Raw genomic sequence first — 24,112 nt, 5'->3', positions numbered from 1 at the left:
AAAATCGCTTGCAATTAAATAGCGTGCGATATATATTGTGTACATGGACGCCGCATACCGCTTCTTCAGACGGGCATCCTGGGGCACCAGCCCACGAAACAAGTAGCACACTATTTAGTAGTCAACTATTTAATCAACTCAAGGAAAACCATCATGTCGATCAAACAAGTCCTGTACCGCGCTCAAGCTACCGCCACCGGAGGCCGCGAAGGCCGTGCCGTGTCGTCCGACAATGTGCTGGACGTCAAGCTGACCACGCCAAAAGAACTGGGCGGCAATGGCGCCGTCGGCACCAATCCGGAACAACTGTTCGCTGCCGGCTACTCGGCCTGCTTCATCGGCGCCATGAAATTCGTCGGCGGCCGCGACAAGATCGCCCTGCCAGCGGACCTGTCCATCGAAGGCCACGTCGGCATCGGCGCCATCGAAACGGGCTTCGGCATCGAAGTGGAACTGAAAATTTCGCTGCCAGGCATGGAACGCGCCGCCGCCGAAGCGCTGGTCGCCGCCGCCCACATCGTGTGCCCTTACTCGAACGCCACGCGCGGCAACATCGACGTCACCCTGACAATCGTTTAATCGGACGGCAACACCCGTCATCCGCCCCCTCCCCGGCCGCGCAAAGCTGCCGGGGATTTTTTTGGCGTGCCAACGCCGGCTGCCTGGATGCAAGACCAACTTGGTCAAATGGAATTTTTACGCCGGCGCAGTCGTGTCAAGTACATGAGCGCCAAGCCCGCAGGCAACATCAGCGCGACCGCTGGTTCGGGGACTGGCGCTGGCGAAATGCTAAAGCTCGTCTGGTCGGACCAATTATATTGATTTACCCACGCTAAGTTCGAGGGTACATTGCCTCCGCCGGTGTGGAAAAAACTGCCGGTATCGGCGCGGCTATACCACCAGTAGATACCAAATTCGTCAGCACCGTTCGTGGCGACGGTGTAATCAAGATTACCCGTCAGTGCATAATTGAATTTCTCCACTTGGCACCTCAAATAGGGAGTGCCGCATCCGCCAAAGTCCGGTTCTGCCTTGTCAGACAAGAACGTGATGCCCTGAGATTCAAAATAGCTGAGCTCATCAAATGCAATAACACCGTCCAGATTACGGTCTTCCCCGGTGAAACTCCCAGTGAACTTCACCTGTGGATCGAACAAGCCGGTAGCCGCATCGACAAAACCTTGATAAACAAAACTCCACGTCGTCACTTCGGCATGGGCCGAAGAAATCCCGGCGACAAATAGGGCGGCGCATAACAGCTTCTTTTTCATAGCTTCCTCGTATTTTTGCAGAACATTTTCAAGGGAATTCAGGCCGGTGCCCAAATTACAAGTGACAGTCACTTGCCATATTGATATTAGCATATTTGCAATATCCATCCAACTGCGGCTTGCTGCAGAGCGTAGGAAAAAGCTTGCAATTCGCTAGTGGCACGTAACACCACGCTGCTCCTGTGCGCCAGCTAGTCAACATCCGGGCTCCGAAGCCGGTAAAATCACGGCCACTCTCAATCAAGGATGGCGCATGATCACTTGGCAATGGAACACGTTCGACGAACTCGGCCCCCACGATTTGTATCAGGTGCTGGCCTTGCGCCAGCGCGTGTTCGTCATCGAACAGCAATGCATTTACCCGGACCTCGATGGCCATGACCAGCAAGCCATGCATTTGCTGGGTTGGCAAACGGCCGATGGCCAGCGCCGGCTGGCCGCGTACCTGAGGGTGCTGGCGCCCGGCGCCAAGTATGTGGAAATGTCGCTGGGCCGCGTGCTGACGGCGCCCGAGGCGCGCACCACGGGCGCCGGCAAGCATCTGCTGGCGGAAGGCATCGCACGCGCGGAACGCCAGCACCCTGGCCACGCCATCCGCATCGGCGCCCAGCACTACCTGGAGCGCTTCTACCAGTCCTTCGGCTTTGTCACCGTCAGCGCGCCCTACGATGAAGACGGCATACAGCACGTCGACATGCTGCGCGCGGTGCCGCCGGGAGCGGCGGCATGACGACGGCCCTCATTTCCTGGAGCGGCGGCAAGGATTCCTGCCTGGCCCTGTGGCGCGCGCGCAACGCCGGCACGAGCGTGCCGCTGTTGATCACGGCCATGGATGAAGACGGCCGCAAGTCGCGCTCGCACGGCGTGCCGCCCGCGCTGCTCGAGGCGCAGGCAGCCAGCCTGGGCGCGCGCCTGCAGCGCTATCACGCCAGCTGGGCCAGCTACGAAGAGCAATTCATCGCCATGCTGCGCGCGGCGAAAGACGAAGGCATCGCCCACGCCATCTTCGGCGACATCGACTTGCAGCCGCACCGCGACTGGGAAGAAAAAGTCTGCGCCAGCGCCGGTCTGACGGCCCACCTGCCCCTGTGGGGCGAGGATCGCCGCGCGCTGGTCGATGAGTTCCTTGCCGCCGGCTTCAAGGCCATCGTCGTGTGCATCAATGGCCAGCACTTGCCGCGCGCATTTTGCGGGCGCGAGTTCGATGCCGCCTTCCTCGCCGACCTGCCGCCCGGCGTCGACGCCTGCGGCGAAAACGGCGAATTCCACACCTTCGTCTACGACGGCCCCGCCTTCAGCGCACCGGTGGCGCTGCGCCGCACACAGGTGCTGCAATATGACGCGCCAGCCAATCTGGGCGGCGCCACCTACTACTTCCAGGAACTGGCGCCAGTTTGAATTGGCCGCAAAAGCAAAAAGGGCGACTCCATGGAGTCGCCCTTTGTCCGTGCACCTTGCGCGTGCTTACTTTTTCTCCACTTTTCGCAGGGTGATGTCGAACACCAGACCGGCGTAAGGCGGGATCACCACAGCACCCGTCGCGTCACGGGTGCCGCTCACGCCATAGCCCAGGTCATACGGAATGAGCAGGCGGCGCGTGCCGCCTTCCTGCATGCCGACCATGCCACGGTCCCAGCCCAGGATATGTTTGCCGATACCCAGGATAAACGTATAACCGGAGAGAGAAGGAGACGCGTCGAATTGCACGCCTTTGCCGTCCGGCTTGCTCGCGTCATACAGCCAGCCCGTGTAGACCACCGTCAAGGTATCGCCCGCCGCGGCGGCCGTGCCGGTGCCTTTCACCAGGTCGGGAAAGGCGAATTCTTTCACTTGCGTATTCGGGTCAAGCACGACCGGCTTCTCGGTGTTGGCAGCAGCGCCGCAAGCGGTCAGGGCCACGGCGCAAGCGAGAGTGGCGATTATTTGAAATACCGATTTCATGGTTTCCCTTTAAATATTGGTGTGTGGCTAAGCCCGTACGGTGCGGACCGGTACGGGCTGGAGTTTAACAGGACTCGCGTAGCCCATTTGTAAGCAGACGTAAGCAAGGCAGTAAGTGTGTCTCGATGCAACGTTGACACAATATCTATATTTCCACCTGCGTGCCCAGTTCGATCACCCGGTTGCTCGGGATCTGATAGTAGTCGGCCGCCGTGCGCGCATTGCGCGACATGGTGACGAACAGGTGCTCGCGCCATGGCATCATGCCGGCCCCCGGCGTCGAAATGATGGTCTGGCGCGCGATGAAGAACGACGTTTCCATCATCTCGAAATCCAGTCCCTGCTCGGCGCACTGCGCCAGCGCGGCCGGAATGTCCGGTTCATCCTTGAAGCCGTAATGCACATTGACCTGGTAGCACTGGTGGCCCAGGTCCACCACGCGCACGCGCTCGGAAGGCGCCACCCACGGCTCTTCATGCATGAAGACGGTCAGGAAGATCACCCGCTCATGCAACACTTTGTTGTGCAGCAAGTTATGCAGCAGCGCATGCGGCACGCCATCCGTTTCGCCGCGCAGGAAGATGGCCGTGCCGGGCACGCGCAGCGGCGGCGCGATGAACAGCGACGAGAGGAAATCGTCGAGCGGAATCGCATGCTTTTCCAGGTTCTGGAACACCAGCTGGCGGCCCCGCTTCCAGGTCAGCATGACGATGAACAAAATCGAGCCCAGCAGCAGCGGGAACCAGCCGCCGTGGAACAGTTTCAGCGCCGTGGCCGACACCAGATTGACGTCGATGATCAGGAAAAAGCCCGTGGCGGCCCAGCACAGGGCCAGGTTCATCTTCCAGCGGTAGCGGATGACGAAGAAGGTCAGGATGGTGGTCGACAGCATGGTGGCCGTCACGGCAATGCCGTAGGCGGCGGCCAGGTTTTCCGAGGAACCGAAACCGATGACGGCCAGCAGCACCACGGCCAGCTGCAGCCAGTTCACGGCGGGAATGTAGATCTGCCCGATTTCGCTTTCCGACGTGTGGCGCACGCGCATGCGCGGCAAGAAGCCCAGCGCGATCGCTTGCTTGGTCATCGAGAAGGTGCCGGAAATGGTCGCCTGCGAGGCGATCACGGTGGCCATGGTCGACAGGATCACCAGCGGATACACGCTCCACGCGCCCAGCTGCTGGTAAAACGGATTCGAGACGGCTTCCGGATGCGCCAGCAGCAAGCCGCCCTGGCCCAGGTAGTTCAGTGCCAGCGCGGGAAAGGCGATCAGGAACCAGGCCAGGCGGATCGGCTTCTTGCCGAAATGGCCCATGTCGGCGTACAGCGCCTCGGCACCCGTCAGCGCCAGCACCACGGCGCCCAGGGCAACGAAGGCGACAAAGCCGTTATTCATCAGGAAAGTGGCCGCGTGCAGGGGATTGAGTGCGGCCAGGATGGCCGGCGACTTGATGATGTTGACCACGCCCATGCCGGCCAGCGCGGCAAACCACAGCACCATGATGGGGGCAAAATAGCGGCCGATGCCGGCCGTGCCGTGCGACTGCACCGAGTACAGCGCCACCAGCACCACCATCGTCAGCGGCACCACATACGGACTGAAGGCGGGCGTGGCCACTTCCAGGCCTTCGATCGCCGACAGCACGGAAATGGCCGGCGTGATCACGCTGTCGCCATAGAACAGGGTGGCGCCGAAGACGCCGATCACCATCAGCGGGAAATGCCAGCGCGACAGGCGGCTGACGGACGACAGTACCAGCGCCATCAGGGCCATGATGCCGCCCTCGCCGCGGTTGTCGGCACGCAACACCAAGGTCACGTACTTGAGCGAGACGATCAGGGTCAGGCCCCAGAAAATCAGCGAGACGATGCCCAGCAGGTTCTCGTGCGAGAGCAGCAGGCCGTGGGCCGGGTCAAAGACGGTCTTCAGGGTGTACAGCGGACTGGTGCCGATATCGCCGTAAACGATGCCCACGGCCGCCAGCGTCATGCCGGCAAGGCCGCTTTTTTTATGTTCCGACGTCAAGGTTGCACCCGTTTTTGTTTTGTTGCATCGCACAATATGATAGGTATTAGCAAATAGCAAGAGTATTTTTGCATGGTTCCGCAGCTGCCCCAAAGTCGTGGTTTTGTGCCGCTCCGCCTTGCTGCGCGGGCTTGCGGCATTAATTTGTTGCCATTCTACGCCTCGCCAGCGGCGCCGGGCAGCCCCCGATGTTTTCAGCCATAATGACAGACTGTCTACTCTCCAGCGAAGCCCATCATGAATCCAGGCATGCTCTACGCCTCCCTCGCCTTCCTCTGCTGGGGCCTGTTCCCCCTGTACTTTCACGCCATCGGCGAGATCGCGCCACAGGAAATCCTGGCGCACCGCATGGTCTGGTCGCTGTTGTTCCTGGGCATCGTGCTGACCGTGCGCCGGCAGTGGAGCTGGCTGGGCAGCCTGAAAGCGCAGCCCAGGGTGGTGGCCAGCTTCGTGGCCAGTGCGTTCTTGCTGTCCGCCAACTGGTTCATCTATATCTGGGCCGTCAACAACGGCCACGTGGTCGACGCCAGCCTCGGCTACTTCATTACGCCCCTGATCAATGTCATGCTGGGCTTTTTGCTGCTGCACGAGCGCCTGCGCCGCCTGCAGTGGCTGGCCATCGGCCTGGCCGCCTGCGGCGTGGCCTGGCTCACTTGGCAGGCGGGGCAAGTGCCGTGGATCGCCCTGCTCCTGGCGGCCACCTTCGGCGGCTATGGCTTGCTGCGCAAGACGGCCGCGCTGGGCGCGCTCGAAGGCTTGTCGTTCGAGACATTGATTCTGTTCCCTCTGGCGCTGGCCTATATGCTGTGGCTGGGCTGGCATGGCCAGAGCGGCTTCGTCAATACAGATTCCACCGCCACGCGCGCGCTGCTGCTGGCGTCCGGCCCCATCACGGCCATTCCCCTGCTGCTGTTTGCCGCCGGCGCGCGCCGCCTGCCGCTGGCCGTGCTGGGGCTGCTGCAATACATCGCCCCAACGGGGCAGCTGCTGATCGGCGTGTGGGTCTTCCACGAATCGTTCACGCCCGAGCGCATGCTGGGCTTCCTCGTCATCTGGACGGCGCTGGGCCTGTATGCGGCCGAGGGCCTGTGGACGGCCCGCAAGGCGCGCGCCGCCGCCTAGTCTTGCCCTGAAACCCGTTTCCGCAGCGCGCAGCGCTGGCCGGAAGCGGGCGTTTACCGTATCCTGTCCGTCTTTGTATATCACCCGAGATTTCTAATGGCAAATTACGTCTACACCATGAATCGCGTGGGCAAAATCGTCCCGCCCAAACGCCAGATTCTGAAAGATATTTCCCTCTCCTTCTTCCCAGGCGCGAAGATCGGCGTACTGGGCCTGAACGGCTCCGGCAAATCGACCCTGCTGAAAATCATGGCAGGCATCGACACCGACATCCAGGGCGAAGCCGTGCCGATGCCGGGCCTGAACATCGGCTACCTGCCGCAGGAACCGCAGCTGGACCCGGAAAAGACCGTGCGCCAGGAAGTCGAGTCGGGCCTGGGCGAAGTATTTGAAGCGCAAGCCAAGCTGGAAGCCGTGTACGCCGCGTATGCCGAGGAAGACGCCGATTTCGACGCCCTGGCCACGGAACAGGCACGCCTGGAAGCGATCATCTCGACTTCCGACGGCGGCAATTTGAATCTGCAGCTGGAAATGGCCGCCGACGCGCTGCGCCTGCCGCCATGGGACGCCAAGGTCGGCGTGCTGTCCGGCGGTGAAAAGCGCCGCGTGGCACTGTGCAAGCTGCTGCTGTCGAAACCCGACATGCTGCTGCTCGACGAACCGACCAACCATCTGGATGCGGAATCGGTCGACTGGCTGGAACAATTCCTGCTGCGCTTCCCCGGCACCGTGGTGGCCATCACCCATGACCGCTACTTCCTCGACAACGCGGCAGAGTGGATCCTGGAACTGGACCGCGGCAGCGGCATTCCATGGAAGGGTAACTACTCGACCTGGCTGGAGCAGAAGCAAGCCCGCCTGAAGCAGGAAGAATCGACGGAATCGGCGCGCCAGAAGGCGCTGCAGAAGGAGCTGGAATGGTCGCGCCAGAACCCGAAAGCGCGTCAGGCCAAATCAAAAGCCCGCCTGGCCCGCTTCAACGAGTTGTCCGAGCACGAATACCAGAAACGCAATGAAACGCAGGAAATCTTCATTCCCGTGGCCGAACGCCTGGGCAATGACGTCATCGAGTTCAAGAACGTGTCGAAAGCGTTCGGCGACCGTTTGCTGATCGATAACCTGAGTTTTACCGTGCCGCCAGGCGCCATCGTCGGCATCATCGGCCCCAACGGCGCCGGTAAATCGACCCTGTTCAAGATGATCACCGGCAAGGAACAGCCGGACAGCGGCGAAGTGGCCATCGGCCAGACGGCACGCGTGTCCATCGTCGACCAGAACCGCGATTCGCTGGCCGACAACAAGTCCGTCTTTGAAGATGTGTCCGGCGGCGCCGACATGCTGACTGTGGGCCGCTTTGAAATGCCGTCGCGCGCCTATCTGGGCCGCTTCAACTTCAAGGGTTCGGACCAGCAAAAAATGGTCGGCAACCTGTCCGGCGGTGAGCGTGGCCGTCTGCACCTGGCGAAAACTCTGCTGATGGGCGGCAACGTCCTGCTGCTCGATGAACCATCGAACGATCTGGACGTGGAAACCTTGCGCGCACTGGAAGACGCCTTGCTGGAATTTGCCGGCAGCGTCATGGTCATTTCCCATGATCGCTGGTTCCTCGACCGTATCGCCACGCATATCCTGGCATTCGAAGGCAACTCGCAGGTCACCTTCTTTGACGGCAACTATCAAGAGTACGAAGCCGACAAGAAGAAACGCCTGGGCGAAGAAGGCGCGAAGCCAAAACGTATCCGCTACAAGCCTTTGACCACGTAATTTCGGTCTGGCCATGCAAAAAGGCAGTTACCTCGCGGTAACTGCCTTTTTTTTCAGCAAACTTCCAGTTTTTAAAACCGTAGCGAGCGGCAACGAATTGTGGCTGAGAAGCGGAGCTGTGCTATAGCACAGTGAGCATCGGAGGCCGCAAAGCGTGCCGCGCAGTAGGTTTTTAGAAGTTGTAACGTGCGCCCAAAGCGAGGCCGGTGGCCTTGCGGCCCTGGTCGGCGCTCTTGCCGAAGTGTTCCACTTCCGCCGTCAGCGAGACTTTCTCGTTGATCGCGTACTGGGCACCGACGGAAGCGTACACGCCCGTCTTGTCGTTGCCGCTGATGCCGGTCGACAGGCCGGTGCCGCTCAAGCTGTTCTTGACCTTGGCGACGCCGAGCTTGCCGAATACACCGACCTTGTCGGTCACGGGCATGGTGGCCTTGCCGGCCAGATAGTAGCCGTGCGAATCGCTTTTCACGGAACCGTTGCCGGCGCCAGTGACATAGCTGTAATCCTTGCTGCCGAAATCGGCGTAGCCGCCCTCGACCGCCCAGGTTTTATCGAAATCGTAACCGGCGAAGATCTTGGCGCCGGCCTTGTAGCCGCTGTGATTATCGGCGCTGGTGGCACCAGGAATATCGAAGTTATAACGGTTGCCCGTGACGCCAGCACCCACATAGGCGCCTTCGGCGTGTGCGGCGCTCATGCCGGTCAGTGCGGTAACGGAAGCGATCATTGCAAACAGGATTTTCTTCTTCATCATGTTCTCTCTCTCTCAATTAGTTGACTTGCCTGGATTCGCAGTTCAGCGAAGTGCGATGACTACACAATAACAGCCGAAAAAAGCTACGTCTTTCTCCATTCCGTAAGAACTGTGACAAGATGTAAGCCAACATTGCAAACTGACAATAACCGTAAAATGCGCACTGTTAAGCGAACTTAAGATAGACTTAAGAGCATTAGCGATTTTCAGTCAAGAGGAGAAGTGCATGCACAAACGCCAGTTTCTCGCCGCCGCCATGGCTGCCAGCGCCCTGCCCGCCATAAGCAGGGCGGCACCCGCCGGCCTGCGAGGTCCGGCCCTGCTGACCATCACGGGCAGCATCGACAAGCCGAACCGGGGCCCGTTCGACGCCGTGCGCGACCAGATGATGCACAAGCAAAAGATCAGTTTCGAACGGGCGCGCGCCTTCGACTTCGCGGCGCTGACGAACTTGCCGGCACGCACCATCCACCCCACCCTGGAATACGATGGCAAGGCGCATGCCCTGCGCGGGCCGCTGCTGGTCGATGTATTGAAGGCGGCGGGCGCGCCTGAGGAAGATGCCGTGCGGCTACTGCTGCGCGCCGTGGATGGCTATGCGGCGGCGCTGACCATGGCGCAGGCGCGCGCACAGCGTTTTATTGTCGCCACCCACCTGGACGGGCAGGCGATGGCGCTGGGCGGCCTGGGACCGCTATGGGCGATCCACGATGCGGACCGCATCGCGGCCGTGGCGGCGCTGCCCCTGGCCGAACGCTACACCAGCTGCCCGTGGGCGCTGTATCACATTGGCGTGGAGGCCGGTTGACGCTACTTAAAACGCCAAACAAAACCGTAGCGAGCGGAAGGAAGAGGTGGCTGAGAAGCGGAGCTGTGCTAATGCACGGGGCCGCCGAGGCAGTGAGCATCGCAGGCCGCCTATACCGACGCGCAGTAGGTTTTGATAGGCGTTTAGGCGTAGGCTTCCGCCATCGACATAACCCGTGGGGCGATAGTGATGCCGTGTTCCTCGAACAGGGCCGTGATGGCCGCCAGGTTGTGCGTGCACTCCTCGGTTTTCCAACCCTTGAAGATATCCGTGCCATCCTTCTGGAAATGCAGGTCCAGCACCTTGCCCGCATCCTTGTGCAGGTAGGGCGAACTATAGGTGTTCTCGAAGCCGAGCGCCTTCAATTGCCCCAGCAAAGCCAATGGTGGATGGTCGGGATCGGTGGCGAGAAAAATGCCGAAGGTCTTGCCAGGCGGCTTGGCGGCGATGTCGACCTCGTAGATGCCGGGGGCCTTGCTGACAGACGTACTCTTTAAAAATAACATACAACACTCCCTGCGCTTAATGTCCCGCGCCTGAAACGGGCGGCAAGACAGGGGCGGTGCGCAATGATTCCCCTCGTCAAATCTTATTGCTAATTTGCATCTTTGTCGACAAATCGGCACTTTTATTTGGTAAGTCGTGGTTATCTTGTCGCGTTCAGCAAGGTAAATTGTCAATAAATCCAGTTATCATTGCGCCAATACCCGCCCTGCTGCATACTTTTGGCTTGCGTCACGATTGCCTTCCCGCCGGCCACTCCTCGTCTCCATGCGTCTTCTGTCGATCAAGTACCGCCTGCTCATCCTCCTGACCCTGATCCTGGGCGCGGGCTTCATGGCCACCAGCCTGGCCAGCTACCTTGCGTCGCGCCAGACCATCGAACATGGCATCGCCGACCAGACCTTGCCGCTGACGGGCGACAATATCTATTCCGAAATCCAGAAGGACATGCTGCGCCCCGTCTTCATTTCCTCGCTGATGGCGCACGACACCTTCGTGCGCGACTGGATACTCGCCGGCGAAAACAAGCCGGAACAGATCGTGCGCTACCTGGCCGAAGTCAAGAAGAAATACGGCGCCATCACCAGCTTTCTCGTCTCGGACAAGAGCAGCAAATATTATTACGCGGAAGGCACCCTGAAATCCGTCAGCCCGCAGGCGACGCGCGACATCTGGTACTACCGCGTGCGCGCCATGGAAAACAGCGACTATGAAACGAATGTCGACGTGGACATGGCCAACCGCGACAGCATGACCATCTTCATCAACCACCGCGTACTCGACTACGACGGCCTGTTCATCGGCGCCACCGGCATCGGCCTGACTCTGGACACCATGAGCCACATCATCGACCGCTACCAGGCACGCTTTCACCGCAACATCTATTTTGTCGATGGCGCCGGCGCCCTGGTGTTGGCGGGCAAGACCATGCGCAACGGGCACGGCAACATCCGCAGCCTGCCCGGCGTGAACGCCATTGCCGACCAGATCATCAACCACCAGAGCGAACCGACGCATCTGTCGTACCAGCTTGGCCGCGCGCAAATCCTCGTCAACTCGCGTTTCATTCCCGAACTGGGCTGGTACCTGGTGGTCGAGCAGAACGTCAGCGACGAAGTCCAGTCGCTGCAGCGCGTCTTCATCCTCAACCTGGCCATCAGCTTTGGCGTCACCCTGCTGGTACTGGTGCTGACCTTGCTGACGGTGAACCGCTACCAGCGCCGCATCGAGCGCATCGCCTCGACGGATGCGCTGACCGGGCTATTGAATCGCCAATCGCTGGAATTGCTGTTCCAGCGCGCCATGCTCCTGTCCAGGCGCAACGAGCAACCGATGTCCGCCATCCTGTTCGACATCGATTTCTTCAAGCGCGTCAACGATACGCACGGCCACCTGTGGGGTGACAAAGTCATCCGTGGCGTGGCCGACGTGGCGCACGCCACCGTGCGCGAAAGCGATGTCATCACGCGCTGGGGCGGCGAGGAATACCTGGTATTGCTGAATAACTGCAACCTGGCCAAAGCGGCGGAAGTGGCGGAAAACCTGCGCGCCGCCATCGAAGGCCACGATTTCGGCCTGCCCGAACCGCAGGTACCCGTGACGATCAGCCTGGGCGTGGCCGAGTACCGGCCAGAGGAAAGCGAATCGGCCTTCTTTTCGCGCGCAGACAGCGCGCTGTATCAGGCCAAGCAGCACGGCCGCAACGGCGTGCACGCCGCCTGAGTCATCCCCCGCGCTTGCGCCTGGCCAGATCCTGCGTGGGCGCCACCAGCGCCCGGTACAACTCGCCCGTGGCGGCATCCCAGCTTTGCACGGCCAGTTGCTGGCGTTGCACGGTGGCCGAATCGCCGCGCGCGATGGGGCCGGACAGCGCGGGCGCGGCGCCCAGGCGGAACACATTGGCCACCGCTTCCGTCACCAGAGGCTGCGCCAGTTCGCGCGCCACCGGCTCGGGAATGCCGGCCGCCTGGTAGGCGCGCAAGGCGGCGTCGAGCACCGTCACCAGGTAATTGCTGGCGAAGACGGCAGCGGCGTGATACAGGGTCTTGGCGGCCGGGTCGATGGGCACGGGACGTGCGCCGATGGCGTTCAATGCCGGCGTGAGGAACGCCAGCGCCAGCGGATCGCCTTCGACGCCGCAAAACGTGCCGTCAAAGGTGGCGGCCACCTGCTGCGGGTCGGCAAAGCTGCGGATCGGGTGGGCGCTGGCGACAAACGCGCCGGCCTGCGTGGCGGCCAGCAGCGCGTTCGACGCCAGCGCGCCGCTGCAGTGGAACACGATGGCGCCCGCCTGGCGTCCTTCGGCCACCAGCGCCGCGCAGGCCGGGACGATCTGGTCGTCCGCCACGGCCAGCATGGTGACGTCGGCGCGCCGCAAGGCCGCATAGCTGGCGACGGGAGTGCCGGCGCCCATGAAATCGACGGCCGATTGCGCCGACGCCATCGAGCGCGTCAGCACGTCCTGCACGGCGACACCCTCCACGCCGGCGAACAAACGGCCCAGCACACGGCCCACATGGCCGGCGCCGATGATATTCAGGGTGACGTTCATGTCTAGAAACTTGATCCCGGCTGGCGCAGGAATTCCAGCTCCTGCGGCGTGGAAGCGCGGCCCAGGATGGCGTTACGGTGCGGGAAGCGGCCAAAGCGGGCGATCACTTCCTGGTGCCGCTCGGCGTAGTCGAGCATGCCCTCAAAGCCGGGCTGCGCCTGCGACAGCATCTGGAACAGCTCGACGGCGCGCGCCTGCATGGCCAGGTCTTCCGCGTGTTCGAACGGCAGGTAGGCGAAGGCGCGCAGCATCGGCGGCAGCTGCTGATCAAGGCCTTGCTCGGTCAAGGATAGAGCCAGCGCCAGCGCCCGGGCGTCGCCGGCAAAGGCGCGCGGCGTGCCGCGATACACATTGCGCGTGAATTGATCGAGCACGATGAGGCGCGCCAGCACGCCGTGCGGCATCGTGTCCCACTCGCGCAAGCCACCCTCGATGGCGGCATCGATCAGCGCGCCGAAACGATCGCGTATCTGCGCATCGAAGCCGTCATCCTTGCGGAACCATTCCATGCGCGACTGGCCGTAATCCGGGTTATCCGGCGGCAGGAACCAGAAATCGAGTACCTCTTGGGCCTGTGCATCCATGTCCATCCTTTTCAATTGCGTGCGTGCGACAGCTGGAAGCCGGCGATGCCTTCGAAAGCGGCCAGTTCGGCCGACATGGCGGACAGGCTGGCGCCCGTGTTCTTGCCATGCGCGATGGCGACGAAGCGCCATTCCTGCATGCCTTCATTGCTGCCGATGGTCAGCGAGCCGCTGGCGATGTCGTAGCCGCGCTTGGCCGCCATGCGCCGCAGCGCATCTTCACGCGGAATAAACCCCTGGCGGAAGCGCATGGTGATGGCCACCGCGTGGCGCGACGGCAGCCAGTTCTCCAATTTTGACAGAAAAATCATCGCCATCGCACACAGGAAGGCCAGGCCCATGGCCGACAGATAAAAGCCGATGCCGACCATGATGCCGATCACGGACGAAGCCCAGATCGAGGCGGCCGTCGTCAGGCCGCTGATATTGAAACCCTCGCGCATGATGACGCCGGCGCCGAGAAAACCCACGCCCGTGACGATACCCTGGATGACGCGCGTGGGGTCGCTGCCGACAATGGCGCCATGGCCGCCGTACCAGAACTCGGGATAGCCGCCCAGCACCGTCAGCGCGGCCGAGGCCATGCAGACAAGGCTGTAGGTGCGCATGCCCGCCGCGCGCCCGTGATACGAGCGTTCATAGCCAACCAGCAAGCCCAGCAGCAGCGCGCCCAGCAGGTTCAGCAGGATCACGCCATTCGTCGCCAGCTCGGCCGGCGACCAGTAGGCGCGCAGGAAGTCGATGGTCGGCATTTAGGGCTTTTTGCTCAGCTGCTTTTCAAACGCCACGTCGAGCTTGCTGACGCGGCGCGCCTTTTGCGGCCCCAGGCCATTGACGAAGGCGACAAAGGCATCCAGTTCCAGCGGCGGGCACAAAGGCGGCAAGCCCGGCCCTTCCGTGAGGAAGAACAGTTCATCGCCCGTGCGCGCCATCGTGTAGAGGCGGTGGCCGGTGCGTTCCTTGAGCCGCTCGATGGCGGACGTGGCGCGGGTCGAACGCATCAGATGGCTCCCGTGCGCTGTTCCAGCCACGCCAGCGCAGGCGCATCGGCCGGCGCGGCCAGGTGCGGCGCGAGGCGCGCGCGCACGGTCGCGTGATAGTCGTTGAGCCAGGCCGCCTCGTCGTCGCGCAATAGCGAGCGTTCCACGCAGCGCGTGTCGATCGGGCACAGGGTCAGGGTTTCAAAACGCAAAAATTCGCCAAACTGCGTCGTCCCTGCCGGGACATTCAGCACCAGGTTCTCGATGCGGATGCCCCACTGGCCGGGGCGGTAGATGCCCGGCTCGATGGAAGTGATCATGCCAGGTTCCATGGCCGTCTGCGGCTCCGGCATGGCGGACTGGGAAATCGATTGCGGCCCTTCGTGGACGTTGAGGAAAAAGCCCACGCCGTGGCCCGTGCCATGACCGAAATCGATGCCCTCGGCCCACAGGGGCGCGCGCGCAATCGAGTCCAGCATGGGCGACTTCACGCCGCGCGGGAATTGCGCGCGCGACAGGGCGATCATGCTGCGCAAGACCAGGGTGAAATCGCGCTTGTGCTCGGCCGTGATCGTGCCGACGGGGACCACGCGGGTGATATCCGTGGTGCCGCCCCAATACTGGCCGCCCGAGTCGATCAGCAGCAAGCCGTCGCCTTCGATGGTAGCCTCGCTGCCCGCATGCGCGTGGTAATGCATGATGGCGCCATGCGCATTGAAGCCGGCGATGGTGCCGAAACTGGGGCTGACAAACCCGGCGCGGCGGGCGCGGGCGGCCGTCAGGTGCTCGTCGACGCCGATTTCCGTCAACGGTGCGCGCTGCGGGTCGGCCAGGGTGCGATCCAGCCAGCTGAAAAACTCGCACAGGGCGGCGCCATCCTGCTCCATGGCGGCGCGCACATGCGCCGCCTCGCTGTCCGTCTTGCGCGACTTGGCCAGGGTGGTCGGGTTGATGGATTCGACCACGCGCACGCCATCTGCCACGGCCTGGCGCGTGCCGAACGTGATGCGGCGCGGGTCGAGCAGCAAGGTGGCACCGGCAGGCAAGGCGGCCAATGCGGCGCCGGCACGGTCATACGCGGCCACGTCCACGCCCTCGCTCTCCAGGGTGGCGCGCAGGGCGGCCGGCAGCTTGCCGTCGGCGACGAACAGCGTGGCGCGCTCGGGTCCCACCAGCGCATGCGCGAGGAAGACGGGGTTGTAATTGACGTCGGCGCCGCGCAGGTTGAACAGATACGCGATGTCGTCGAGGGTGGAAATCACATGGTGGCTGGCGCCTTGGGTCGCCATGCCGGCGCGCAGGGCCGCCAGTTTTTGCGTGCGCGACAGCGAGGGATACGCGGCCGTATGCTCGAACACGGGTGCGGCGGGCATGGCCGGGCGATCCGGCCACACGGCTTGCAGCACATCGGTGTCCGTGCGCAGGATCACTTGCGCGCCCAGCGCCTGTTGCAGCAGGCGCGCATTGGCCAGGCCCAGCACGGCGCCATCGACGGCCACCGTCTGCCCCGGCTGCATGGCGTCGCCCAGCCAGTCGATATACAGCACGCTGGCGCCGGACGGGATTTTCTTCAGGACGATGCCGCTGCCGGCCAGTTCGTCTTCCGCCTGTTCCCAATAGCGGCCATCGGTCCACACGCCGGCGAAATCCTGCGTCACGACCAGCGTGCCGACGGAGCCCGTAAAGCCCGACAACCACTCGCGGCCCTGCCAGCGGGCCGGCAGATACTCGGACAAGTGCGGGTCGGCCGAGGGCACGATCAGGGCGTCGATGTGCTGCGCGCGCATGGCGCCGCGCAGTTGCGACAAACGGGAGGCGGGAGTGGCTTGGTCAGGTGTCTGCATGGGGACGGAAAAAGCGGTGCTGGGAAGCGCCTATGATACCCCGATTAGCCCGGGTAAGGCACTGCGCGCCCGCAACGCCTTTTCCGCCGGTTTCAGGTTGCGTTCGAGTTTTTTCCGGATGCCCGCGTGGCGCACCTGGTCCAGCGCCGCGCGCAGGGCTTCCAGGCTTGCCTGGGTGGGGATGGTTTCCACGCCATGGCCCAGCGCCATGGCCAGCGACTGCGACGGCGCGCTTTTCGCCGTGCCGGGCGCCACGCATACCTGCGGCAGCAAGGTGGCGATGACGGGCGCGAACCATGCGTCATCGCGGTAGGCAGCCACCCGCGCGGCGCGCGCCAGCACGCCGGAATCGGCCGTGGCAAAGGCCGCATCGGCCACATACGGCAGCTGGCCCGCATGGATGGCGGCGACGTGCGCAGCCGCTTCTTCCAGGATGACGCGCGCAAAATCCGCATACGCGGCATCGCCGGCCAGCTCCTGCGCGGGATCCGTATCGCCGATGTCGTCGCGGCTCCAGTGTCCGCTGTGCGGCGAGCGGGCCAGCGCCAGCAGGGAGGCATCGCGCAATTGCGGCAGCAAGGCCAGTTCGCGCAGGGTAATCGGCATCGGCAGCACGGCGTGGCGCGCCTGCATGGCCGCATCGAGCCGCGCCAGGGCCTTGGCGCCAGCCAGGCGCGCCTGCAGGAACGACTGGTAGTGCTGCTCCGTCAGCTGCCGCACCTCGTCCATCGACACCTCATTCGCCATCATCGGCCTCATAGCGGCGCAAGCCTTCCAGGTCCAGCACGCGGATGCCGCCGTAATCGAGGCGCAATAAACCTTTTTTTTCCAGCACTTGCAAGGCCTGGTTGGCGCGCTGGCGCGAAGAGCCGGACAACAGCCCGATTTCTTCCTGCGACAGCTGCACCAGGGTTTCCACGCCCGGGTACAAGTGCGAGTTGAACATCGAGGCCAGGCAGCGCGCCACGCGCGTGTTCAGGTCCAGCAGGCGCTCGTTTTCCACCATGCCGATGAACTGGCCCAGGCGCTCGTTGAGCTGCATCAGCAGGAAGCGCGTGAATGGCAGGCTCGTTTCCAGCAGCCAGTGGAAGGTGGCGCCGGGCAGGCGCGCCACGCGCGTGTCGCGCAGGGCCATGGTGTCGTATTTGCGGATTTCATTCTTCAGTAATGAACCTTCGCCGAACCAGCTGCCGGGCGGCACGCCGATAAAGGTCATGGCCTTGCCGGAGGCGGAAAAATTATTCATCTTGACCATGCCGCTGATGACGCCGATCCAGTTATCCACGGGCTCGCCCTTGCGGCAGACAAAGCCGCCTTTCGGCACGAAGGTTTCAAACACATCCGCCTCGACCCGGGCCAGTTGAACGGGATCGAGCAGCTGTGCCCAGTGGGCCGCGCGCACGGCATCCTTGAGGCTGATATCAGGATTGGTCATTGTGCGATGCACCATCGAAAAGTGGGTAAATGTCCCCGAAAAGACAACTTGGCAAACTAACGCAAGCTACTATCATTGCACAAACGCCTTACACATAAAAAACACAGAGCGCCATCCAACGAGGTGGGGCCTGAGACAAGCAACAGGGAGACACTGGTGCAAACGAATACCACAGCAGCAATGCCGACTTTTCCGCGGCGCTTATTGCAACACGGGACAGTACGATCCGACAAGCCCGCATTTCGCGAAAAATACCTGGGCATCTGGCAAACCTGGACCTGGCTTGAAGTCAACGAGGAAGTACGCGCACTGGCCTGCGGCCTGGCAGCCATCGGCTTCCATCGCGGCATGAACCTGGCCATCATCGGCGATAATCGTCCCCGCCTGTACTGGGCCATGCTGGCGGCGCAAAGCCTGGGCGGCGTGCCCGTGCCACTGTACCAGGACGCGCCGGCCGCCGACATGGCCTACGTGCTGCAGGATGCGGAAATCCGCTACGCCATCGTCGAAGACCAGGAGCAGGTCGACAAGCTGCTCGAACTCAAAGCGCTGTACCCGCACGTCGCCCACATCGCCTATGACGATGAACGGGGCATGCGCCATTATCGCCAGCCGGAACTGATGTCCTTTGCCGCCCTGCAGGTGCTGGGCCGGGCCTATGACCGCGAACACCCGGGCTTTTTCGATGCCGCCGTGGCAGCGGGCCAAGGGAGCGACTCCGCCGTGATCCTGTACACCTCGGGCACCACGGGCAAGCCGAAGGGCGTATGCCAGAGCCACACGGCGCTGCTGGCTGCCGGCATTGGCGGCGTCGCCTTCGACAAGCTCACCGACGAGGAAGACATCCTGTCCTACCTGCCCATGGCGTGGGTGGGCGACTGCCTGTTCTCGCTGGCGCAGGCCATGGTGGCCGGCTTTACCGTCAACTGCCCCGAATCGGGCGACACGGTGATGATCGACATGCGCGAAATCGGCCCCACCTGCTACTTTGCGCCGCCGCGCGTGTTCGAAAACATGCTCACCAGCGTGATGATACGCATGGAAGACGCGAGCAGCATCAAGCGTCACATGTTCAGCCATTTCATGGACGTGGCCAAGCGCTGCGGCGCGCAGATCCTGGATGGCAAGCCCGTATCGCTGGCGGACCGCCTCAGCTACAAGCTGGGCGAGCTGCTCGTCTACGGCCCCCTGAAAAACGTGCTGGGACTGTCGCGCGTGCGCGTGGCTTATACCGCCGGCGCCGCCATCGGCCCCGACCTGTTCCGCTTCTACCGCTCCATCGGCGTCAATCTCAAGCAGCTGTACGGCTCGACCGAAACCTGCGCCTATGTCTGTCTGCAACCGGATGGCAATATCAAGTTCGACAGCGTCGGCTTGCCGGCGCCGGGCGTGGAAGTCAAGCTGGCGGCGAATGGCGAAGTGCTGGTCAAGTCGCCGGCCACCATGAGCGGCTACTTCAGGCGTCCCGACGCCACCGCCGAAGTGATCGACAGCGACGGCTATTTCCATACGGGCGACGCGGGCGTGTTCGATAGCGAAGGCCATCTGAAAATCATCGACCGCGCGGCCGACGTGGGCAAGATGAATTGCGGCGCCATGTTCGCCCCCAACTACATCGAAAACAAGCTCAAGTTCTTCCCCTTCATCAAGGAAGTGGTGGCCTTCGGCCATGCGCGCGACCAGGTGTGCGCCTTCATCAACATCGACATCGAAGCGGTGGGCAACTGGTCAGAGCGGCGCGGCATCGCCTACTCCGGCTACACCGACCTGGCGGCGCGCGCCGAAACCTATGGCCTGATCCGCGACTGCATCGAGCAAGTCAACGCGGAACTGGCGGCCGACCCGCTGATGGACCGCACGCAGGTGCATCGCTTCCTCGTGCTGCACAAGGAACTCGATCCGGACGACGACGAGCTGACCCGCACGCGCAAGGTGCGCCGCAAATTCATCGCCGAAAAGTACGCCGTGCTCATTTCCGCCCTGTATGAGGGCAAGGCAACGCAATACATCGAGACCCAGGTGAAATTCGAGGATGGCCGCACCGGTTCGACCAGCGCCGACCTGCAGATCTGGGACAGCAAAACGTATCGGCCCCAGGGCCTGGCCGCATGATGGAGCACAGTACGATGCAAATGAACGAACCCGACGCCCATTTCGGCACGGCCCGCAAGGCGGGCCCCGTGATCCTCGACCTGAAGAACATCTCGCTGTCATTTGGCGGCGTGAAGGCGCTGACCGACATCTCGTTTGACGTCAAGCAGCATGAAATCCGCGCCATCATCGGCCCGAACGGCGCCGGCAAAAGCTCGATGCTCAACGTGATCAACGGCGTGTACCGCCCGCAGCAGGGAGAAATCATCTACCGGGGCGAACACCGGCGCGGCATGGATTGCTATGCGGCCGCCAAGTCCGGCATCGCGCGCACCTTCCAGAACATCGCCCTTTTTAAAGGCATGACGGTGCTCGACAACATCATGACGGGACGCAACCTGAAGATGAAATCGAATTTCCTCTTGCAAGCCCTGTACTGGGGCCCGGCGCGGCGCGAGGAAATCGAGCACCGCAAGAAGGCAGAGGAAATCATCGACTTCCTGGAAATCCAGGCCATCCGCAAGACGCCCGTGGGGCGCCTGCCCTACGGCCTGCAAAAGCGCGTGGAGCTGGGCCGCGCGCTGGTGGCCGAACCGGAAATTTTGCTGCTCGATGAACCGATGGCCGGCATGAACGTGGAAGAAAAGCAGGACATGTGCCGCTTCATCCTCGACGTCAACGACCAGCTGGGCACGACCATCGTGCTGATCGAGCACGACATGGGCGTGGTGATGGATATCTCCGACCGCGTGGTGGTGCTCGATTACGGCAAGAAGATCGGCGACGGCACGCCCGACGAGGTGCGCAGCAACCAGGATGTCATCAACGCCTATCTCGGCAGTGTAGCCGGGAATTCAGGCAGCACGCTGCCGGCCGGCGAAACGACCTGCCCGTAATCGGGCAGGGCTACGCGCAACCCATTGGAACCCTCATGAATATCAATTTTTTCTTTGAAGTGCTGATCGGCGGCCTGCTGTCGGGCGTCATGTATGCGCTGGTGGCGATCGGCTTTGTCCTGATCTACAAGGCGTCGGGCGTGTTCAACTTCGCGCAGGGAGCGATGGTGTTTTTCGCCGCCCTCACCTGCGTCGGCATCATGGACAAGTTCGGCCTGTCGCTGTGGCTGGCCATCCCGCTGACGATGCTCACCATGATCGTGCTGGGCATGGCGATTGAACGGGTGGTCTTGCGCCCGCTCGTCAACCAGCCGGAAATCACGCTGTTCATGGCCACCATCGGCCTGACCTTTTTCATCGAAGGCCTGGCGCAGCTGATGTGGGGCTCCCAAGTGCACAAGCTGGACCTGCCCATCGAAGACGTGCCGATGCAGTTTTTGATAGACCGCTTCGACATCAACATCTCGCAGTTCGACCTGATGGCGGCCGGCATCTGCGCGCTGCTGGTGATCTGCCTGGCCTTGCTGTTCTCGAAAACCAAGGTGGGCCGCGCCTTGCGCGCCGTCGCCGATGACCACCAGGCGGCACTGGCCGTAGGCATCCCGCTGCAGCGCATCTGGGCCGTCGTGTGGGGCGTGGCGGGCCTGGTGGCCATGGTGGCCGGCTTGCTGTGGGGCGCGCGCAACGGCGTGCAGTTCGCCCTCACCTTCATCGCCTTGAAAGCGCTGCCGGTGCTGATCCTCGGCGGCTTTACGTCGGTGCCGGGCGCCATCGTCGGTGGCCTGATCATCGGCGCGTCGGAAAAGCTGGCCGAAGTCTACCTCGGACCCATGGTGGGCGGCGGCATCGAAGGCTGGTTCCCGTATGTGCTGGCCCTGCTGTTCCTGCTGGTGCGGCCGGAAGGCCTGTTCGGCGAGAAGATCATCCGGCGAATATAACGCCACCGTAACAGCATCGTAGGTCGGGTTAGCGCATGGCGCGTAACCCGACAACAGCCAAAACAGCCAGCAAAGGACACGCCATGATTTACCGTGAAGCAGGACAATTCAAGACCAGCTACCAGGCTGACAACCAGATTTTCCCGATCAGGCAAGACCGCCTGGCGCTGACGGCCACGCTCCTCGTCGCCGTCTTCCTCCTGCCGTATTTGGCCTCGCCCTACATGCTGTCGGCGATCCTGATTCCCTTCCTGATCTTCGCCCTGGCAGCACTGGGCCTGAACATCCTCACCGGTTACGCGGGCCAGCTGTCGCTGGGCACGGCCGCCTTCATGGCCGTGGGCGCCTTTGCCTCGTATAACTTCATGGCCCGCCTGCCAGGCTTGCCGCTGCTGGTGTCGTTCATCCTCGGCGGCCTGTGCGCGGCCATGGTGGGCATCGCCTTCGGCCTGCCTTCCCTGCGCATCCGCGGCTTTTACCTGGCCGCCTCCACCCTGGCGACGCAGTTCTTTGTCGTCTGGTGTCTGACCAAGATCCCGTATCTCACTAACTACAGCTCCTCGGGCGTGATCACGGTGCAGAAAATGACCATCCTCGGCTACCAGTTCGACACGCCGCAAAGCAAATACCTGCTGGTGCTGGCGATTGTCGCCGGCATGGCGCTGCTGGCCAAGAACATGATCCGCTCGAACGTGGGCCGCTCGTGGATGGCCGTGCGCGACATGGACATGGCGGCCGAAGTGATCGGTTTCCGCCTGATGCGCACCAAGCTGCTGGCGTTTGCCGTCAGCTCGTTCTACTGCGGCGTGGCCGGCGCGCTGTATGCGTATGCCTACCTGGGCACGGTGGAGCCGGAAGCGTACAACCTGGACCTGTCCTTCCGCATCCTGTTCATGATCATCATCGGCGGCGTCGGCTCGATCCTCGGTTCCTTCCTCGGCGCGGCCTTCATCGTGCTGCTGCCCGTCTTCCTGAACACCATCGCGCATGGCCTGGCATTGCCGACCAGCGTGGCTTCGAACCTGGAACTGATGGTGTTCGGAGCGCTGATCATTTTCTTCCTGATCGTCGAACCGCATGGCCTGGCCAGGCTGTGGCAGATCGCGAAGGAGAAACTGCGCCTGTGGCCTTTCCCGCACTAGGAATTTGTACCTTGCTGTCTGATGTCGATTGACTTGAAATCAAATAAAACAAGAGGAGACACACAATGAAACACATCAAATCGCTCATGCTGGCCGCCGCCATCGCCAGTGCCGCACTCACCATGGCCGGCAGCGCGCAAGCCCAGGACAAGGAACAGTACATCGCCCTGCCGTCCTACCGCGTGGGCCCGTACGCGGCCGGCGGCTCCGGTTTCTACGGCGGCATCATCGACTACTTCAATCTGGTCAACCAGGCCGGCGGCGTGAATGGCGTCAAGATCAGCTGGGAAGAATGCGAAACCGAATACAACCCGTCGCGCGGCGTCGAATGCTATGAACGCCTGAAAACCAAGCAGGGCGGCGCCACCCTGGTCGAAACCCTGTCCACCGGCGTCGCCTACGGCATCCTGGACCGCGTGGCGCAAGACAAGATCCCCATGACGATGATCGGCTACGGCCGCTCGGACGCCGCCAACGGCAAGGTCTTCCCGTATGTGTATCCGCTGATCTCCAGCTACTGGAGCCAGGCCGCCGCCATGATCAAGTACCTGGGCGACAAGGATGGCGGCATGGACAAGCTGAAAGGCAAGAAGATCGTCCACCTGTACCACGATTCGGCCTTCGGCAAGGAGCCGCTGCCCGTGCTCGAAGCGCTGTCGAAACAGTACGGCTTCGAGCTGGTCAAAATTCCCGTCGCGCCGCCAGGCAGCGAACAGCAATCGCAATGGCTGCAGATCCGCCAGGCCAAGCCGGACCACGTGATCCTGTGGGGCTGGGGCGTGATGAACTCCGTTGCCATCAAGACGGCGCAGCGCAACGGCTTTCCGCGCGACAAAATGCTGGGCGTCTGGTGGGCCGGCTCCGAGGAAGACACGATTCCATCGGGCGATGCGGCCAAGGGCTACACGGCGATGACGTTCAATACGCCGGGCAACTACCCCGTGCTCGACGACATCCGCAAGAAGCTCTACGCGTCCGGCAAGGGCAACCTGTCCGACCAGTCGCGCATCGGCTCCGTCTACCACATGCGCGGCGTGACGGCCGGCATCCTGTGGGTGGAAGCGATCCGCGTGGCGCAGGAAAAATTCGGCAAGGGCAAACCGATCACGGGCGAGCAGATGCGCTGGGGCCTGGAAAACCTGAACGTCGACGATGCGCGCCAGAAGGCCGTCGGCGCGCTGGGCATGTTCCCGACCGTGAAAACCAGCTGCGACGACCATGAAGGCTCGGGCGCCGTGAAAGTGCAGCAGTGGGATGGCAAGAAATGGACCGCCATCACGCCGAAATGGATCGTCGGCGACAAGGCCCTGGTGCGCAAGCTGGTCGAGGAATCGTCGAACAAGTACGCCGAAGAGAAAAAGATCACGCCGGCGTGCATGAAGTAAATCGCTGCCGATGGTGGTGTCGGATTACGCGCGTTGCGCTAATCCGACCTACCTGGATATGACGTAGGTCGGATTAGGC

The 24,112-nt window shown here is 62.5% G+C and carries 24 protein-coding genes; 12 read left to right on the top strand and 12 right to left on the bottom strand.

The window, feature by feature from the left end; all coding sequences use genetic code 11:
* Positions 1-153: 153 nt before the first annotated feature.
* The gene (locus LSO07_RS01880; protein WP_151092059.1) at positions 154-579 is read left to right on the top strand and encodes an organic hydroperoxide resistance protein; all 426 of its coding nucleotides are present in this window, start codon (positions 154-156) and stop codon (positions 577-579) included.
* Positions 580-683: 104 nt separating this feature from the next.
* On the opposite strand, the gene LSO07_RS01875 is transcribed toward LSO07_RS01880, so the two are convergent.
* Positions 684-1,379: a PEP-CTERM sorting domain-containing protein gene (locus LSO07_RS01875; protein ID WP_151092057.1), complete on the bottom strand. Its 696-nt coding sequence runs from the start codon at positions 1,377-1,379 to the stop codon at positions 684-686.
* A 145-nt stretch (positions 1,380-1,524) separates the two neighbouring features.
* On the opposite strand from LSO07_RS01875, the gene LSO07_RS01870 reads away from it, so the two are divergent.
* Both LSO07_RS01870 and LSO07_RS01865 read left to right on the top strand, forming a co-directional pair.
* Positions 1,525-2,001, top strand: a complete 477-nt coding sequence (locus LSO07_RS01870; RefSeq protein ID WP_151092055.1) for a GNAT family N-acetyltransferase — start codon at positions 1,525-1,527, stop codon at positions 1,999-2,001.
* Positions 1,998-2,669, top strand: a complete 672-nt coding sequence (locus LSO07_RS01865) for a diphthine--ammonia ligase (RefSeq protein ID WP_070279966.1) — start codon at positions 1,998-2,000, stop codon at positions 2,667-2,669. The genes LSO07_RS01870 and LSO07_RS01865 overlap by 4 nt, the downstream gene beginning before the upstream one ends.
* 66 nt (positions 2,670-2,735) lie before the next feature.
* Here the strand turns inward: LSO07_RS01865 and LSO07_RS01860 are convergent, their stop codons facing one another.
* Positions 2,736-3,212 (bottom strand): FKBP-type peptidyl-prolyl cis-trans isomerase, encoded by a 477-nt coding sequence (locus tag LSO07_RS01860; RefSeq protein ID WP_151092053.1) that lies wholly within the window; start codon positions 3,210-3,212, stop codon positions 2,736-2,738.
* Positions 3,213-3,357: 145 nt separating this feature from the next.
* Entirely contained in the window at positions 3,358-5,235 is a 1,878-nt protein-coding gene (locus LSO07_RS01855; RefSeq protein ID WP_070258389.1) for a potassium transporter Kup, read from the bottom strand.
* A gap of 237 nt (positions 5,236-5,472) precedes the next feature.
* On the opposite strand from LSO07_RS01855, the gene rarD reads away from it, so the two are divergent.
* Entirely contained in the window at positions 5,473-6,357 is an 885-nt protein-coding gene (gene rarD, locus LSO07_RS01850) for an EamA family transporter RarD (RefSeq protein ID WP_070258387.1), read from the top strand.
* Between the two features lie 96 nt (positions 6,358-6,453).
* Complete coding sequence (gene ettA / locus LSO07_RS01845) at positions 6,454-8,121, top strand: energy-dependent translational throttle protein EttA (RefSeq protein WP_034783756.1); 1,668 nt, start codon at positions 6,454-6,456, stop codon at positions 8,119-8,121.
* A gap of 172 nt (positions 8,122-8,293) precedes the next feature.
* Here the strand turns inward: ettA and LSO07_RS01840 are convergent, their stop codons facing one another.
* Entirely contained in the window at positions 8,294-8,875 is a 582-nt protein-coding gene (locus LSO07_RS01840; RefSeq protein ID WP_034752848.1) for a porin family protein, read from the bottom strand.
* 226 nt (positions 8,876-9,101) lie between these two features.
* Between LSO07_RS01840 and LSO07_RS01835 the strand changes: the two genes are divergently transcribed.
* Positions 9,102-9,683, top strand: a complete 582-nt coding sequence (locus tag LSO07_RS01835) for a molybdopterin-dependent oxidoreductase (protein WP_151092051.1) — start codon at positions 9,102-9,104, stop codon at positions 9,681-9,683.
* A gap of 143 nt (positions 9,684-9,826) precedes the next feature.
* Here LSO07_RS01835 and LSO07_RS01830 read toward each other — a convergent pair whose 3' ends face one another.
* A complete protein-coding gene (locus LSO07_RS01830; RefSeq protein ID WP_151092049.1) occupies positions 9,827-10,189 on the bottom strand; it encodes a hypothetical protein in 363 nt (120 codons plus the stop codon).
* 265 nt (positions 10,190-10,454) lie between these two features.
* Here LSO07_RS01830 and LSO07_RS01825 point away from each other — a divergent pair, with 265 nt between their 5' ends.
* A complete protein-coding gene (locus LSO07_RS01825; protein WP_151092047.1) occupies positions 10,455-11,909 on the top strand; it encodes a sensor domain-containing diguanylate cyclase in 1,455 nt (484 codons plus the stop codon).
* A 1-nt stretch (position 11,910) separates the two neighbouring features.
* Here the strand turns inward: LSO07_RS01825 and LSO07_RS01820 are convergent, their stop codons facing one another.
* The 7 genes from LSO07_RS01820 to LSO07_RS01790 are packed head-to-tail and all read right to left on the bottom strand — an operon-like array spanning position 11,911 to position 17,581.
* Positions 11,911-12,738, bottom strand: coding sequence for a Rossmann-like and DUF2520 domain-containing protein (locus LSO07_RS01820; protein ID WP_092609510.1), 828 nt, complete (start codon positions 12,736-12,738; stop codon positions 11,911-11,913).
* A gap of 2 nt (positions 12,739-12,740) precedes the next feature.
* The gene (locus tag LSO07_RS01815) at positions 12,741-13,328 is read right to left on the bottom strand and encodes a DUF924 family protein (protein WP_151092045.1); all 588 of its coding nucleotides are present in this window, start codon (positions 13,326-13,328) and stop codon (positions 12,741-12,743) included.
* Positions 13,329-13,333: 5 nt separating this feature from the next.
* Positions 13,334-14,074 carry an MgtC/SapB family protein gene (locus tag LSO07_RS01810; RefSeq protein WP_034783768.1) on the bottom strand — a complete coding sequence of 247 codons (741 nt, stop codon included), beginning with the start codon at positions 14,072-14,074 and terminating at the stop codon, positions 13,334-13,336.
* Positions 14,075-14,323: a hypothetical protein gene (locus LSO07_RS01805; protein WP_034783769.1), complete on the bottom strand. Its 249-nt coding sequence runs from the start codon at positions 14,321-14,323 to the stop codon at positions 14,075-14,077.
* Positions 14,323-16,146 (bottom strand): aminopeptidase P family protein, encoded by a 1,824-nt coding sequence (locus LSO07_RS01800; RefSeq protein ID WP_151092043.1) that lies wholly within the window; start codon positions 16,144-16,146, stop codon positions 14,323-14,325. Before LSO07_RS01800 ends, LSO07_RS01805 begins: the two co-directional genes overlap by 1 nt.
* Before the next feature lie 30 nt (positions 16,147-16,176).
* Complete coding sequence (locus LSO07_RS01795; protein ID WP_143451082.1) at positions 16,177-16,896, bottom strand: hypothetical protein; 720 nt, start codon at positions 16,894-16,896, stop codon at positions 16,177-16,179.
* Positions 16,883-17,581 carry a Crp/Fnr family transcriptional regulator gene (locus LSO07_RS01790; protein ID WP_034783773.1) on the bottom strand — a complete coding sequence of 233 codons (699 nt, stop codon included), beginning with the start codon at positions 17,579-17,581 and terminating at the stop codon, positions 16,883-16,885. Before LSO07_RS01790 ends, LSO07_RS01795 begins: the two co-directional genes overlap by 14 nt.
* A 180-nt stretch (positions 17,582-17,761) precedes the next feature.
* On the opposite strand from LSO07_RS01790, the gene LSO07_RS01785 reads away from it, so the two are divergent.
* The 5 genes from LSO07_RS01785 (at position 17,762) to LSO07_RS01765 (ending at position 24,033) form a co-directional block, all read left to right on the top strand.
* Complete coding sequence (locus tag LSO07_RS01785; RefSeq protein WP_151093946.1) at positions 17,762-19,693, top strand: AMP-binding protein; 1,932 nt, start codon at positions 17,762-17,764, stop codon at positions 19,691-19,693.
* A gap of 14 nt (positions 19,694-19,707) precedes the next feature.
* Positions 19,708-20,568: an ABC transporter ATP-binding protein gene (locus LSO07_RS01780; protein ID WP_225317145.1), complete on the top strand. Its 861-nt coding sequence runs from the start codon at positions 19,708-19,710 to the stop codon at positions 20,566-20,568.
* Between the two features lie 41 nt (positions 20,569-20,609).
* On the top strand, positions 20,610-21,506 hold the full coding sequence (locus LSO07_RS01775; RefSeq protein ID WP_208672484.1) for a branched-chain amino acid ABC transporter permease: 897 nt from the start codon (positions 20,610-20,612) through the stop codon (positions 21,504-21,506).
* Positions 21,507-21,589: 83 nt separating this feature from the next.
* Entirely contained in the window at positions 21,590-22,648 is a 1,059-nt protein-coding gene (locus LSO07_RS01770) for a branched-chain amino acid ABC transporter permease (protein ID WP_070258369.1), read from the top strand.
* 65 nt (positions 22,649-22,713) lie between these two features.
* Positions 22,714-24,033, top strand: a complete 1,320-nt coding sequence (locus tag LSO07_RS01765; RefSeq protein WP_034783778.1) for an ABC transporter substrate-binding protein — start codon at positions 22,714-22,716, stop codon at positions 24,031-24,033.
* Positions 24,034-24,112 lie beyond the last annotated feature (79 nt).

Source organism: Janthinobacterium sp. PLB04, from assembly GCF_021165895.1.
Lineage (GTDB): Bacteria > Pseudomonadota > Gammaproteobacteria > Burkholderiales > Burkholderiaceae_D > Janthinobacterium > Janthinobacterium lividum.
Note: the sequence above shows the minus strand (reverse complement) of the source record. Positions and strands in the feature narration are given on the sequence as shown.

What these genes read in the sequence shown, in the direction of transcription:
- LSO07_RS01880 (WP_151092059.1), top strand. Translation starts at nt 154, where the DNA reads ATGTCGATCAAACAAGTCCTGTACCGCGCTCAAGCTACCGCCACCGGA.
- LSO07_RS01875 (WP_151092057.1), bottom strand. Translation starts at nt 1,379, where the DNA reads ATGGATATTGCAAATATGCTAATATCAATATGGCAAGTGACTGTCACT.
- LSO07_RS01870 (WP_151092055.1), top strand. Translation starts at nt 1,525, where the DNA reads ATGATCACTTGGCAATGGAACACGTTCGACGAACTCGGCCCCCACGAT.
- LSO07_RS01865 (WP_070279966.1), top strand. Translation starts at nt 1,998, where the DNA reads ATGACGACGGCCCTCATTTCCTGGAGCGGCGGCAAGGATTCCTGCCTG.
- LSO07_RS01860 (WP_151092053.1), bottom strand. Translation starts at nt 3,212, where the DNA reads ATGAAATCGGTATTTCAAATAATCGCCACTCTCGCTTGCGCCGTGGCC.
- rarD (WP_070258387.1), top strand. Translation starts at nt 5,473, where the DNA reads ATGAATCCAGGCATGCTCTACGCCTCCCTCGCCTTCCTCTGCTGGGGC.
- ettA (WP_034783756.1), top strand. Translation starts at nt 6,454, where the DNA reads ATGGCAAATTACGTCTACACCATGAATCGCGTGGGCAAAATCGTCCCG.
- LSO07_RS01840 (WP_034752848.1), bottom strand. Translation starts at nt 8,875, where the DNA reads ATGATGAAGAAGAAAATCCTGTTTGCAATGATCGCTTCCGTTACCGCA.
- LSO07_RS01835 (WP_151092051.1), top strand. Translation starts at nt 9,102, where the DNA reads ATGCACAAACGCCAGTTTCTCGCCGCCGCCATGGCTGCCAGCGCCCTG.
- LSO07_RS01830 (WP_151092049.1), bottom strand. Translation starts at nt 10,189, where the DNA reads ATGTTATTTTTAAAGAGTACGTCTGTCAGCAAGGCCCCCGGCATCTAC.
- LSO07_RS01825 (WP_151092047.1), top strand. Translation starts at nt 10,455, where the DNA reads ATGCGTCTTCTGTCGATCAAGTACCGCCTGCTCATCCTCCTGACCCTG.
- LSO07_RS01820 (WP_092609510.1), bottom strand. Translation starts at nt 12,738, where the DNA reads ATGAACGTCACCCTGAATATCATCGGCGCCGGCCATGTGGGCCGTGTG.
- LSO07_RS01815 (WP_151092045.1), bottom strand. Translation starts at nt 13,328, where the DNA reads ATGGACATGGATGCACAGGCCCAAGAGGTACTCGATTTCTGGTTCCTG.
- LSO07_RS01810 (WP_034783768.1), bottom strand. Translation starts at nt 14,074, where the DNA reads ATGCCGACCATCGACTTCCTGCGCGCCTACTGGTCGCCGGCCGAGCTG.
- LSO07_RS01805 (WP_034783769.1), bottom strand. Translation starts at nt 14,323, where the DNA reads ATGCGTTCGACCCGCGCCACGTCCGCCATCGAGCGGCTCAAGGAACGC.
- LSO07_RS01800 (WP_151092043.1), bottom strand. Translation starts at nt 16,146, where the DNA reads ATGCAGACACCTGACCAAGCCACTCCCGCCTCCCGTTTGTCGCAACTG.
- LSO07_RS01795 (WP_143451082.1), bottom strand. Translation starts at nt 16,896, where the DNA reads ATGATGGCGAATGAGGTGTCGATGGACGAGGTGCGGCAGCTGACGGAG.
- LSO07_RS01790 (WP_034783773.1), bottom strand. Translation starts at nt 17,581, where the DNA reads ATGACCAATCCTGATATCAGCCTCAAGGATGCCGTGCGCGCGGCCCAC.
- LSO07_RS01785 (WP_151093946.1), top strand. Translation starts at nt 17,762, where the DNA reads ATGCCGACTTTTCCGCGGCGCTTATTGCAACACGGGACAGTACGATCC.
- LSO07_RS01780 (WP_225317145.1), top strand. Translation starts at nt 19,708, where the DNA reads ATGCAAATGAACGAACCCGACGCCCATTTCGGCACGGCCCGCAAGGCG.
- LSO07_RS01770 (WP_070258369.1), top strand. Translation starts at nt 21,590, where the DNA reads ATGATTTACCGTGAAGCAGGACAATTCAAGACCAGCTACCAGGCTGAC.
- LSO07_RS01765 (WP_034783778.1), top strand. Translation starts at nt 22,714, where the DNA reads ATGAAACACATCAAATCGCTCATGCTGGCCGCCGCCATCGCCAGTGCC.